Below are 12,415 nucleotides of genomic sequence, written 5' to 3'. Positions count from 1 at the left end.
ACCCAGCGCGAGTGCGCTGGGTTTGAGTTAGGAGAGCTATATGAGCTATGCATTTCCAGGAACTTTCCCTGGTCGACGTATGCGCCGGTTGCGCTGTCATGATTTTTCCCGCCGTCTGGTTGCTGAAAACCAATTAACTGTTAATGATTTAATCTATCCTGTATTTGTGATGGAGGGTACTAATCGTCGTCAAGAAGTGCCTTCTATGCCAGGGGTGTATCGTCTGACGATGGATCTTTTGCTGAAAGAAGCTGAAGAGATTGCCCGACTGGGGATTCCTGTATTGTCTCTGTTCCCCGTTATTGAAGCAGATAAAAAATCTCTGGATGCGGAAGAAGCTTATAACCCTGATGGGTTGATTCAGCGTACGGTTCGGGCGTTGAAAAATGCTGTTCCTGAACTAGGGTTACTAACTGATGTAGCATTAGATCCATTTACTACACATGGTCAGGATGGGATCATCGACCAAGATGGTTATGTAATGAATGATGTCACCAAAGAGATCTTGGGCAGACAGGCATTGTCACATGCAGAAGCTGGTGCTGAGATTGTAGCGCCGAGCGACATGATGGATGGGCGTATTGGAGCAATCCGTGAACTGTTTGAAACGGAAGGACATGTAAATACTCAAATTATGGCTTACTCCGCTAAGTATGCTTCTAGTTATTATGGCCCATTCCGTGATGCAATCGGTTCAAATCGTAATCTGAAAGGGGGCAATAAAAAAACCTATCAGATGGACCCTGCGAATAGTGATGAAGCATTGCAGGAGATTGCACAGGATTTGCAGGAAGGCGCTGACACTGTAATGGTAAAACCAGGTATGCCCTACCTAGATGTTATTCGCAGGGTAAAAGACACATTTGGTGTACCAACCTTTGCTTATCAAGTATCTGGCGAATATGCCATGCACATGGCTGCTATCCAGAATGGTTGGTTACAAGAACAGGTAATTGTGGAGTCTCTGTTATGCTTCAAGCGTGCAGGAGCAGATGGTGTACTGACCTATTTTGCGAAACAGGTTGCTCAACAGTTATATGAACAGAAGCATTAATATTTGATTAAAAACGGGCGAATGTAAATTCTGCCCGTTTTTTGTCTGGTTAAATTTTCACAAACTGCTTATTATCAAGTGCCTTAGGTAATTGTTTATTCAGAATATTAAGTAACAGAATAGAACGGGTTTCTCCATCTGGCTCATTGTAGATAGCTTGCAATCCTTCAAAAATACCTTCGGTGATTAATACGGTATCGCCAGCCACAGGTGTATCTGGTGATACATATTCTTGCTCAGTTGCTGATACGATCTCTTTAATCAGTGTTTCCGGTACGATAGCAGGGTGCACGCCAAAACGGACAAAGTGGCTAACACCGCGTGTTGAATTGATAGTTGTAGTATGAATAATTTCAGGGTCAAACTGAACAAACAGATAATTAGGAAAAAGTGGTTCTATATTCACAGTACGTTTACCACGGGTTATTTTTTCAATTCTCGCGGTAGGAGTTAGGCAAGCAACATCTTGTCGTTCCAGATTTTCTATTGCTCGTGAAATTTGCCCACGTTTACAGTAAATGAGGTACCAGTTTTCCATCTTTATTTAACCTTAATCTAATGACTATTAAGCATAGCAAAATAGAAAAGGGCATTACAGGTATTATCTTAGTGATAATTGTTTAATGATGCATATTTATTGTTATGAGTGGGTCCTATGTTTTTCAATAAAAAAGCGATGAGTAATATTTTGGTAAGTAACAGATAAAGTAATTAATATAAAGTTGGTTGTTATTTGTTCAGTAAATATTAATAAAAGAAAAATATCAGTATTTCTGTTGAGTAATTGCAAAATTTGATAGTCATTGAGTAGCCATATGGGAAATCCGTGGTGATCAATTGGCTGCATCTTGTGCAGTGAACCCAGAGGAGATAGTGATAGCATTATTTCTGTGGTAAGAACAAAGGTATCGAGATGTTCCAATGCAATATGTTCCAACTAAACATCTTACTGGGCAATTTAATGCTCAAATATTAACTTATTAGCCTCTATTTCGTTGTATTTGACTTTAAGGTCGCAAGGTTGAATTAACCTCATTGCTTTTTAGTAACTTATTGGTTTACTTTGTAGTCTTCTGAAAAAAACACAAAAAAGCTGAGTGGGATGGCTTATAATGTTTTCCCCCTTAAAAACCGGCATAAATGAATAGTATGAAATACCGTGACTTAAGAGATTTTCTAACCTTATTGGAACATAAAGGTGAGTTGAAACGCATCAGTTTTGAAGTTGATCCTTATTTGGAGATGACTGAGATTGCAGATCGTACCCTTCGCGCTGGTGGGCCTGCCTTGTTGTTTGAAAATCCCAAAGGTTATTCAATGCCTGTATTGTGTAATTTGTTCGGTACTGCTGAGCGTGTTGCTATGGGGATGGGGCAGAAAGATGTTAAAGCCTTGCATGATGTGGGTAAGCTGCTAGCTTTTTTGAAAGAACCCGATCCTCCGAAAGGTTTTCGTGATTTACTGGATAAGCTACCGAAATTTAAGCAAGTCCTTAATATGCCAACTAAACGGCTTAATACTGCGCCTTGTCAGGAACATGTTTCGGTTGGTGACGATGTAGATTTAACCCGTATTCCGATTATGCACTGTTGGCCAGAGGATGCTGCGCCGTTGATTACTTGGGGGCTGACAGTCACTCGTGGCCCGAATAAAGAGCGGCAAAATCTTGGTATCTATCGTCAGCAAGTATTGGGTAAAAATAAACTCATTATGCGCTGGTTATCTCATCGTGGTGGTGCGCTTGATTTTCAGGAATGGTGTCAGGCACATCCAGGAGAACGTTTCCCGGTGGCTGTTGCCTTGGGGGCTGATCCAGCGACAATATTGGGGGCTGTGACGCCAGTTCCTGATACATTATCGGAATATGCATTTGCCGGGTTATTAAGAGGATATAAAACAGAAGTTGTGAAATGTCTTTCAAATAACTTGGAGGTACCAGCAAGTGCTGAGATCGTATTGGAGGGGTATATTGAGCCTGGCGAGTTAGCTCCAGAAGGGCCATATGGTGACCATACGGGCTATTATAATGAAATCGATATGTTCCCGGTGTTCACTGTGACACATATTACTCAGCGCCATGATGCTATTTATCACTCGACTTATACTGGCCGTCCGCCGGATGAACCTGCTGTGTTGGGGGTTGCATTGAATGAGGTGCTGGTACCGATTTTACAAAAACAGTTTCCTGAAATTGTCGATTTTTATCTGCCTCCTGAAGGTTGTTCTTATCGTCTTGCCGTCGTGACTATGAAGAAACAATATCCGGGTCATGCCAAGCGGGTCATGATGGGGGTTTGGTCATATCTACGGCAATTTATGTATACAAAGTTTGTTATCGTTTGTGATGATGATATCAATGCCAGAGACTGGAACGATGTCATTTGGGCAATCACTACGCGGATGGACCCGGCAAGAGATACAGTATTAATGGAGAATACTCCGATAGATTATCTCGATTTTGCATCACCGGTTTCAGGATTGGGTTCGAAAATGGGAATGGATGCAACGAACAAATGGCCGGGAGAGACGCAGAGGGAATGGGGACGTCCTATTGTGATGAGTGAAGAAGTGCGTACCCGCGTCGACAAAATCTGGGATGAATTAGATATTTTAGGACCATAAGAGGGAACGCATGACAACACTGAGCTGCAAAGTAACCTCTGTAGAGGCTATTACTGATACGGTTTATCGGGTACGGTTACTTCCCGATTCTCCGTTCTCATTCCGCGCTGGTCAGTATCTGATGGTGGTAATGGGTGAGAGAGATAAACGTCCATTTTCAATGGCATCAACGCCTTCAGAAAAGGAGTTTATTGAATTACATATTGGTGCTTCTGAACTGAATTTGTATGCAATGGCTGTGATGGATAGAATTCTGGATCAGAAAGTGATCGATATTGATATCCCTCATGGTAAAGCCTGGTTTCGTCAAAGCAGCACTAATCCGCTATTATTAATTGCAGGCGGTACGGGGTTTTCTTATACCCGTTCTATATTGCTGACAGCGTTGGAAGAACAACCTGAACGCCAGATCTCTATGTATTGGGGGGGCAGAGAATCACAACATTTATATGATCTTGCTGAATTACAGTTACTTACAGAGCACTACCCTAATTTGAAGGTTGTTCCGGTTGTTGAACAGTCAGAGAATGGTTGGTGTGGACGTACAGGAACAGTGCTTAAAGCGGTACTAGAGGATTTTGGTAGTTTGGCCAATTATGATATCTACATTGCAGGGCGATTTGAAATGGCAAAAATTGCTCGAGAGCGCTTTTGTGGTGAGCGTGATGCTTCTACTGACAACATGTATGGTGATGCTTTCGAATTCATTTAAAATAATAATAAAAAGCCCGCCCCTGACAGGCGGGAATTACGGCAACAACGACTCAGTTATAATAATTCTTACAGATAAGTTCTTAATCCATTCTTTCTATAATGGTGGCGATACCTTGGCCTAAACCGATACACATGGTTGCCAGGCCAAACTGAACATCGCGGCGTTCCATTAAGTTCAACAATGTTGTTGTGATGCGAGCACCTGAGCAGCCTAGTGGGTGACCGAGAGCAATTGCGCCACCATTCAGGTTAACTTTGTCATCCATACCGTCCAACAAATTCAGGCCCTTCAGGCAGGCAAGTGATTGAGCGGCAAATGCTTCGTTTAGTTCAATCACGCCAATATCACCTAGTACTAAACCTGCTTTTTTGAGCGCCATTTGTGTAGCAGGGACCGGGCCATATCCCATAATGGAAGGATCGCAACCAACAGCTGCCATAGAACGGATACGGGCACGAGGTTTCAGCCCCAGGTTCTTGGCATAACTTTCACTGGTTATCAACATTGCAGACGCACCATCGGATAAAGCAGAAGAGCTGCCTGCTGTGACTGAACCTGTTACTGGATCGAATACAGGACGCAGAGCGGCGAGATCTTTCAGATTAGCATCTGAACGGATTACCTCATCGTAATCAAACCGTTTCAATATGCCATCGGCATCGTGACCATAAACCGGTGATATCTCATTGGAGAATGCACCTGATTGCGTTGCTTGTGTTGCTCGTTGGTGTGAACGGAGTGCAAATGCATCTTGCATTTCACGGCTGATATGGTGAATCTTTGCCAACATTTCAGCGGTTAAGCCCATGACTCCTGCGGCTTTGGCAACACTCAGACTCATTTTAGGATGGAAATCCACGCCATGTGTCATTGGAACATGGCCCATGTGCTCTACACCACCAATCAGTGTGACATTAGCTTCTCCGGTCATGATCATACGAGCGCCATCATGCAGCGCTTGCATTGATGAACCGCACAGGCGGTTAACAGTCACGGCTGGTACAGAGTGAGGGATATCTGCCAGTAAAGCTGCATTACGGGCAATGTTGAAACCTTGTTCTAGAGTTTGCTGTACACAGCCCCAGTAGATGTCATCGATTTCATGTTGCTGTATTGCCGGATTACGTTTAAATAGCTCTTTCATCAGGTGAGCGGAGAGATCTTCAGCCCGGACCTGACGGAATGCACCACCTTTTGAGCGCCCCATTGGGGTGCGGATGCCATCAATAATGACTACATTTTCCATGTTTCCAGACCTCACGCTGTTTTTCCGGTGCTGACAGCAATCGTTGCTGCTGTAGAGTAGTAACTTTCATTACGTTCAGCTTTGGCTTTCAGACCAGGTGGTACCTGATAAAGAGCACCGAGGTGAGCATAATTTTCAGCCATTTTTACGTAAGCCGCTGTTCCCATTGTTTCCAGATAACGGAAAACACCACCGTGGAATGGAGGGAAACCAAGGCCATAAACCAGAGCCATATCGGCTTCTGCTGGGCTGGCAATGACACCTTCTTCCAGACAACGGACAACTTCGTTGATCATCGGGATCATAGTACGAGCAATGATCTCTTCACCGGAGAAATTACTCTTCTGTTGGCAGATAGTTGCCAGCAGTTGGTCTGTTTGCTCGTCCTGCTCTTTTTTAGGCTTACCTTTCTTATCTTGAGTGTACTTGTAGAAACCAAGGCCATTTTTCTGCCCGTAACGTTGATTGTCATATAAAACATCAATGGCATCTTTATAATCACGCTGCATACGATCTGGGAACCCTTGGGCCATGACTGATTGAGCATGATGTGCAGTGTCAAGACCAATAACATCAATGAGATAAGCAGGACCCATTGGCCAACCAAATTCTTTCTCCATGATTTTGTCTATTTGGCGGAAATCACCACCATCACGCAATAGCAGACCGAAGCCAAGGAGATAAGGAAGCAGTACCCGGTTTACAAAGAACCCTGGACAGTCGTTAACGACGATCGGAGTTTTACCCATTTTGCTGGCATAGGCGACTACGGTTGAAATTGTCTTTTCAGAAGTTTTTTCACCGCGAATTACTTCAACCAATGGCATGCGGTGTACCGGGTTGAAGAAATGCATACCACAGAAGTTTTCCGGGCGTTTTAGGGAATTAGCTAATTCTGAAATTGGAATTGTTGATGTGTTGGAAGCTAGGACACAATCTTCATTAACCAGAGTTTCAGTTTCTGATAGTACAGCCGCTTTGATTTTAGGATTCTCTACTACAGCTTCAACCACGATTTGAGCCTGTTCGATACCGGCATAATTTAAGGTAGGTTGAATAGAAGAGAGGGTTCTCGCCATTTTTATAGCATCTAGACGGCCACGTTCAAACTGCTTGTTTAGAAGTTTCGCGGCTTCATTCATACCTAATTCAAGGGCTTGCTGGCTGATGTCTTTCATCATGACAGGAATCCCTTTGCGGGCAGATTGATAGGCTATACCACCACCCATAATTCCAGCACCAAGAACTGCGGCATACTCAGGTGTTGTGACTTCTTTCAGATGTTTTTTTGCCAGTCCTTTTATGTACTGGTCATTAAGAAAAATACCCACTAAGGCACGGGCAACATTTGTCTGTGCTAAAGGAATGAAGCTGGCGGTTTCCTGTTTCAATGCTTCATCGCGACCAAATGTAGCGGCTTTTTCTATGGATTTAACTGCGGTGATAGGAGCTGGATAATGAGGGCCGGCGACTTTCATCACCATACCTTTTGCCACACTAAAACTCATGCCTCGTTCAATTTCATTGAGTTTCAAAGGCTCTAATTTTGGCTGACGTGCGGCTTTCCAGTTAAGGTTCCCTGCAATTGCTTGTTCCAGCATTGATACTGCGGAATCAACCAATTTTTCTTTGGGAACAACAGCATCAATCAAACCGTTTTTCAATGCTTCTTCTGCACCAATGTCTTTACCTGCGGCAATGATATCCAGTGCATTATCAGTCCCGATCAGGCGTGGAAGGCGAACTGAGCCACCAAAACCAGGCATAATACCAAGTTTGGTTTCTGGCAGCCCAATGCGTATATCCGGGGAGGCCACACGGAAATCTGTAGACAGAACACATTCACAGCCACCACCAAGAGCATAACCGTTTATTGCTGAAATGGTTGGTACGGGTAAATCTTCTATCCGGTTAAAAATGCTATTTGAAAAGTTAAGCCATTCTTGCAGTTTTTCTACAGGTGAATCGAATAAAGAGAGGAATTCAGTAATATCTGCACCAACAATAAATGCGGCTTTTTCAGAACGTAATAAAACGCCTTTCAATCCAGTTTGTTGCTCTAGGCTGGTAACAGCCTTATCGAGAGATGCAACGGTTTTGGTATCTAGTTTATTAATCGCGGCTGGGGCATTGAAAACCAGTTCAGCAATGCCATCTTTCAACCAGCTTACTTGAATTGTTTCACTTTGATAGAGCATGTCGTTCTCCTAAATGAGCGCATACCATCTGGTATGACCAGATGGGTTTGATTGTGGTTATTATGTTAAGTAAATGCAAATGAGTGATTAGTTTTTTGCAAGGGTGATCACAAGTGAGATTTGTATCTCATTGGCAATAATTGTTTTTATATCTTGATAAATAAGGTGTTAGTGGGGGTCGATAAATTGAGAAGATTTTTGGGTGATACCTGCAAATATCAACGGTTGTGATAAGCTAATGGTTTAGTCATAAAATAAAAAAGGTCAATTGAAATGGAAAAGTTGGCATCTCTGTACCACGAACATATCTCTACATTGCAGCAACGTACCTGTGAAGCATTGGCCCGTAATCAATTTGATGCTTTGCTTATTCACTCTGGTGAGTTACAGCGTATTTTTCTTGATGATAGAGATTACCCTTTCAAAGTTAATGCTTACTTCAAAGCTTGGGTACCAGTAACTAAAGTGCCTAATTGCTGGTTGTGGGTAGATGGTATTAATAAACCTAAATTATGGTTTTACTCGCCGGTAGATTATTGGCACAGCGTAGAACCATTGCCGACTAGCTACTGGACTAAAGAAGTTGAAATGATTCATCTGGCAAATGCTGGAGATATCAATTTAGAGTTAAGCACTTATGTGAAACAGAATGTTGCTTACATCGGTTGTTCACTGCAAAGAGCAAAAGAGATTGGTTTCTCTGAACGCAATATTAATCCAAAGTCTGTTCTTGATTATTTGCATTTCCATCGTTCATACAAAACAGATTATGAACTAGTCTGTATGCGTGAAGCACAAAAAACGGCTATTGTCGGGCATTTGGCAGCTTATGAAGCATTTCAGGCTGGGATGAGTGAATTTGATATTAATATCTCTTATCTTATGGCAACAGGTCATCGTGATACAGATGTGCCTTATAACAATATTATTGCTATGAATGAGAATGCGGCTGTTTTGCATTACACTGCATTGCAGCACAATGCACCTTCGGATATTCGTAGTTTCCTGATTGATGCCGGTGCTGAATATAATGGCTATGCAGCAGATATCACCCGCACTTATTCAGCAAAAAGTAATAATGAATTTGCTTCTCTAATTAAAGATATGGATGCTGAACAAAAAGCGTTAATTAGTACAATTAAAGCAGGAGTTCGCTATACCGAATATCATATTCAGATGCATCATCGGATTGCTAAGTTGTTGAAAAAATATGGTATCGTGAAAGATGTCAGTGAAGAAGTCATGGTTGAAAAAGGACTGACAACGCCATTCTTTCCACATGGCATTGGTCACCCTCTTGGATTACAGGTCCATGATGTGGCAGGGTTTATGCAGGATGATACAGGTACACATTTAGCCGCTCCGGATATGTATCCTTATCTGCGTTGTACCCGTATTCTAGAACCTCGCATGGTGCTGACTATCGAGCCAGGCTTTTATTTCATCGAATCGCTGCTTGCATCTTGGCGTGAAAGTGAGTTCAGCAAACATTTTGACTGGAATAAAATTGGGACGCTTAAACCTTTCGGTGGTATTCGTATTGAAGATAATATTGTGATCCATGAAAATAAAGTGGAAAACATGACTCGGGATCTTCAATTGCCATAATGAAGCCTTATTTGATACCCGCAGCTTCAGTGAGTTTTACTGAAGAGATTAAAAAAAGTCGCTTTATTACCTTGCTGGAGCATACTGACGGGGTGGATGAGGCTAAAGCGTTTATCCAGAAAATCAAAGCTCAGTACCCTGATGCCCGCCATCACTGCTGGGCATTTGTTGCTGGTGCACCGGATGATTCACAACAGTTGGGTTTTTCAGATGATGGGGAACCTTCAGGAACCGCAGGTAAGCCGATACTGTCCCAACTTATGGGAAATAATATCGGTGAAATAACCGCGGTTGTTGTTCGCTATTTTGGTGGAATAAAATTAGGTACCGGTGGGTTGGTAAGGGCATATGGAAGTGGTGCCCAACAGGCGCTGAAATTGCTGGAGACAAAAAATAAGGTTCCACAGAAACCCTGTTCCTTGCAGTGTGAATATGCCCATATCTCTATGATTGAACAGTTATTACAGAAATCATCAGGGCAAATTATTTCCAGTGAGTATGCAGAGAATGTTACTTTGCGAATTTCACTTCCAGCTACCTTAGTGGGGGAAGTCGGTGATAAATTACGTGATCTAAGTCGCGGTGTACTGTATTTAACACCTGATCTGTAAATATTCTCTGTAACTGGATTTCTAAGGAACCAGCTAAATGCATTTTCGTGCCATAACCCGTATTGTTGGGCTGCTTGTCATTCTTTTCTCTGTCACCATGATAATTCCAGGGTTGGTAGCACTTATCTATCGTGATGGCGCTGGGCGTGCATTTAGTCAGACATTTATTTTTGCCTTAATTATCGGTTTGATGCTTTGGATACCAAATCGGGAGCAAAAACATGAATTAAAGCCCCGGGAAGGGTTTCTTATCGTTGCTTTGTTTTGGACAGTACTTGGTAGTGTTGGGGCTTTACCTTTCATTTTTTCTGAACAGCCAAATCTTTCTATTACAGATGCATTTTTTGAATCTTTCTCCGGTTTAACAACAACGGGTGCTACGACACTGATTGGGCTTGATTCCTTGCCTAAAGCGATTCTTTTCTACCGGCAGATGCTGCAATGGTTAGGTGGTATGGGGATTATAGTGCTGGCTGTTGCAATACTGCCTCTACTTGGGGTTGGGGGAATGCAGCTCTATCGGGCTGAAATGCCTGGCCCCTTGAAAGATAATAAAATGCGCCCGCGAATTGCTGAAACAGCAAAAACTTTATGGTTGATTTATGTGTTACTGACAATCGCCTGCGCTTTAGCGTTATGGGCTGCGGGTATGTCAGTTTTTGATGCCATTTCTCACAGTTTTTCAACTATCGCAATTGGTGGATTTTCTACACATGACGCGAGTATTGGTTATTTCAATAGCCCCGCGATAAATACCATTATTGCGATTTTTCTACTGATTTCTGGTTGTAACTTTGGTTTGCACTTCGCGGTATTAACGGGACGTAGCCTGACAGTATATTGGCGGGACCCTGAATTCCGTATGTTTATCTCCATTCAATTAGTGCTTGTTATTATTTGCACTCTGATCTTATGGCATCACGCTATTTATAAGTCGGGGATAGAGACACTAAACCAAGCTTTTTTCCAGGTTGTTTCAATGGCGACAACAGCTGGGTTCAGCACAGATAGTTTTGCTCGTTGGCCATCATTTTTGCCAATACTGCTGTTGTGTTCCGCTTTTATTGGGGGTTGTGCAGGTTCGACGGGAGGAGGACTGAAGGTGATTCGTATCTTACTGCTATTCCTGCAAGGTTCCCGTGAATTGAAGAGATTGGTTCATCCAAATGCGGTTTATACCCTCAAGCTAGGGCGAAGAGCATTACCTGAAAGAATTATTGAAGCTGTTTGGGGATTCTTCTCTGCTTATGCTTTGGTATTTATCATTAGTTTATTATTACTTATCGCAACTGGTGTAGATGAACTTTCTGCGTTTTCTGCAATAGCCGCTACACTAAATAATCTAGGGCCAGGGTTGGGTGTTGTTGCGGATAACTTCACTGCAATGAATCCGGCAGCCAAATGGATATTAGTTATAACGATGTTGTTTGGCCGCTTGGAAGTATTCACTTTATTAGTTTTATTTACACCAACCTTCTGGCGTGAATAGTCTATTGGGAGAGGGATATGGCTATGAATTGTTTATTACTTTATTCCAGTCGGGATGGACAGACTAAGAAAATCATTACCCGCATTGCTGAAAATCTACGCAGATCAGGGGAGGTATGCGAGCTCAGAGATTTAGCAACAGTAAAAACGATCAATTTGGAATCTTATGACAAGATTATGGTTGGAGCTTCGATCAGATATGGTCATTTCAATTCAGCACTGAAAAAGTTTGCAATCTGTCATCAACAACAACTTAATAAAATGCCAACCGCATTTTTTGGCGTAAATTTGACAGCAAGGAAGCCAGAGAAACGTACACCAGAAACGAATGTGTATGTTCGTAAGTTTCTATTTAATACCCCGTGGAAGCCAGATTTGTGTGGTGTTTTTGCTGGTGCATTACTTTATCCTCGTTATCATTGGTTGGATCGGATAATGGTTAAAATAATTATGAAAATGACCGGTGGGGAAACTGATACAACTAAAGAAGTTGAATATACCGACTGGCAGCAAGTTAATCATTTTACCGATGATTTCCTTAAAATGGTGAGTAAAAAATGACCTATTTGTTCTTTTTATCAGTATTTTGTTGAAAAAAACTGCTAACGGCAGTTTTTTTTAAATAAACGCTTGCCAGCGTCAAAGAACGCCCTATAATGCGCCACCACTGACCGACACAACGCTGATAAACATTGTGAGGTCGGGCAGAGAAAAAGCTAATAAGCGCTTGACTCTGCGGGCGAAAAGCGTAGTATACGCAGCCCGGCTGAACGAGAATATCACGTTTTATTTCAGCCTGCTCTTTAACAATTAATCAGACAATCTGTGTGGGCACTCACAAGACCGTATCACAAAAAAATACGTTTTAAAGTC

At 42.4% G+C, this 12,415-nt stretch carries 10 protein-coding genes; 7 read left to right on the top strand and 3 right to left on the bottom strand.

Annotated elements, in window-relative coordinates; all coding sequences use genetic code 11:
• Nucleotides 1-40: 40 nt before the first annotated feature.
• On the top strand, nt 41-1,054 hold the full coding sequence (hemB, locus tag AAC155_RS17790; RefSeq protein WP_113043578.1) for a porphobilinogen synthase: 1,014 nt from the start codon (nt 41-43) through the stop codon (nt 1,052-1,054).
• A 49-nt stretch (nt 1,055-1,103) separates the two neighbouring features.
• Here the strand turns inward: hemB and rfaH are convergent, their stop codons facing one another.
• Nucleotides 1,104-1,592: a transcription/translation regulatory transformer protein RfaH gene (gene rfaH / locus AAC155_RS17785; RefSeq protein ID WP_113043577.1), complete on the bottom strand. Its 489-nt coding sequence runs from the start codon at nt 1,590-1,592 to the stop codon at nt 1,104-1,106.
• Between the two features lie 611 nt (nt 1,593-2,203).
• Here rfaH and ubiD point away from each other — a divergent pair.
• Together ubiD and fre are read left to right on the top strand one after the other, a co-directional pair.
• Nucleotides 2,204-3,676 (top strand): 4-hydroxy-3-polyprenylbenzoate decarboxylase, encoded by a 1,473-nt coding sequence (gene ubiD / locus AAC155_RS17780; RefSeq protein WP_112878800.1) that lies wholly within the window; start codon nt 2,204-2,206, stop codon nt 3,674-3,676.
• A 10-nt stretch (nt 3,677-3,686) separates the two neighbouring features.
• A complete protein-coding gene (fre, locus tag AAC155_RS17775) occupies nt 3,687-4,388 on the top strand; it encodes an NAD(P)H-flavin reductase (protein ID WP_113043576.1) in 702 nt (233 codons plus the stop codon).
• An 82-nt stretch (nt 4,389-4,470) separates the two neighbouring features.
• Here the strand turns inward: fre and fadA are convergent, their stop codons facing one another.
• Nucleotides 4,471-5,637, bottom strand: coding sequence for an acetyl-CoA C-acyltransferase FadA (fadA, locus tag AAC155_RS17770; protein ID WP_113043575.1), 1,167 nt, complete (start codon nt 5,635-5,637; stop codon nt 4,471-4,473).
• A gap of 11 nt (nt 5,638-5,648) precedes the next feature.
• Complete coding sequence (gene fadB, locus AAC155_RS17765; RefSeq protein ID WP_113043574.1) at nt 5,649-7,835, bottom strand: fatty acid oxidation complex subunit alpha FadB; 2,187 nt, start codon at nt 7,833-7,835, stop codon at nt 5,649-5,651.
• A gap of 273 nt (nt 7,836-8,108) precedes the next feature.
• Between fadB and pepQ the strand changes: the two genes are divergently transcribed.
• The 4 genes from pepQ to hemG are packed head-to-tail and all read left to right on the top strand — an operon-like array spanning nt 8,109 to nt 12,103.
• Nucleotides 8,109-9,443 carry a Xaa-Pro dipeptidase gene (gene pepQ / locus AAC155_RS17760; RefSeq protein WP_113043573.1) on the top strand — a complete coding sequence of 445 codons (1,335 nt, stop codon included), beginning with the start codon at nt 8,109-8,111 and terminating at the stop codon, nt 9,441-9,443.
• The gene (locus AAC155_RS17755) at nt 9,443-10,054 is read left to right on the top strand and encodes an IMPACT family protein (protein ID WP_113043572.1); all 612 of its coding nucleotides are present in this window, start codon (nt 9,443-9,445) and stop codon (nt 10,052-10,054) included. Before pepQ ends, AAC155_RS17755 begins: the two co-directional genes overlap by 1 nt.
• A 37-nt stretch (nt 10,055-10,091) precedes the next feature.
• Nucleotides 10,092-11,543, top strand: coding sequence for a Trk system potassium transporter TrkH (trkH, locus tag AAC155_RS17750; protein WP_113043571.1), 1,452 nt, complete (start codon nt 10,092-10,094; stop codon nt 11,541-11,543).
• Nucleotides 11,544-11,566: 23 nt separating this feature from the next.
• Nucleotides 11,567-12,103 carry a menaquinone-dependent protoporphyrinogen IX dehydrogenase gene (gene hemG / locus AAC155_RS17745; RefSeq protein WP_113043617.1) on the top strand — a complete coding sequence of 179 codons (537 nt, stop codon included), beginning with the start codon at nt 11,567-11,569 and terminating at the stop codon, nt 12,101-12,103.
• Nucleotides 12,104-12,415: the final 312 nt, after the last annotated feature.

Origin of the sequence: Photorhabdus sp. HUG-39 (genome assembly GCF_963878365.1) — a bacterium.
GTDB classification, from domain to species: Bacteria; Pseudomonadota; Gammaproteobacteria; order Enterobacterales; family Enterobacteriaceae; genus Photorhabdus; species Photorhabdus kayaii.
The sequence above is the reverse complement of the archived record's forward strand: the minus strand, read 5'-3'. Positions and strand labels throughout refer to the sequence as shown.

Excerpts from the sequence above, each read along its gene's own strand:
- hemB (WP_113043578.1), top strand. The coding sequence starts at position 41 with ATGAGCTATGCATTTCCAGGAACTTTCCCTGGTCGACGTATGCGCCGG.
- rfaH (WP_113043577.1), bottom strand. The coding sequence starts at position 1,592 with ATGGAAAACTGGTACCTCATTTACTGTAAACGTGGGCAAATTTCACGA.
- ubiD (WP_112878800.1), top strand. The coding sequence starts at position 2,204 with ATGAAATACCGTGACTTAAGAGATTTTCTAACCTTATTGGAACATAAA.
- fre (WP_113043576.1), top strand. The coding sequence starts at position 3,687 with ATGACAACACTGAGCTGCAAAGTAACCTCTGTAGAGGCTATTACTGAT.
- fadA (WP_113043575.1), bottom strand. The coding sequence starts at position 5,637 with ATGGAAAATGTAGTCATTATTGATGGCATCCGCACCCCAATGGGGCGC.
- fadB (WP_113043574.1), bottom strand. The coding sequence starts at position 7,835 with ATGCTCTATCAAAGTGAAACAATTCAAGTAAGCTGGTTGAAAGATGGC.
- pepQ (WP_113043573.1), top strand. The coding sequence starts at position 8,109 with ATGGAAAAGTTGGCATCTCTGTACCACGAACATATCTCTACATTGCAG.
- AAC155_RS17755 (WP_113043572.1), top strand. The coding sequence starts at position 9,443 with ATGAAGCCTTATTTGATACCCGCAGCTTCAGTGAGTTTTACTGAAGAG.
- trkH (WP_113043571.1), top strand. The coding sequence starts at position 10,092 with ATGCATTTTCGTGCCATAACCCGTATTGTTGGGCTGCTTGTCATTCTT.
- hemG (WP_113043617.1), top strand. The coding sequence starts at position 11,567 with ATGAATTGTTTATTACTTTATTCCAGTCGGGATGGACAGACTAAGAAA.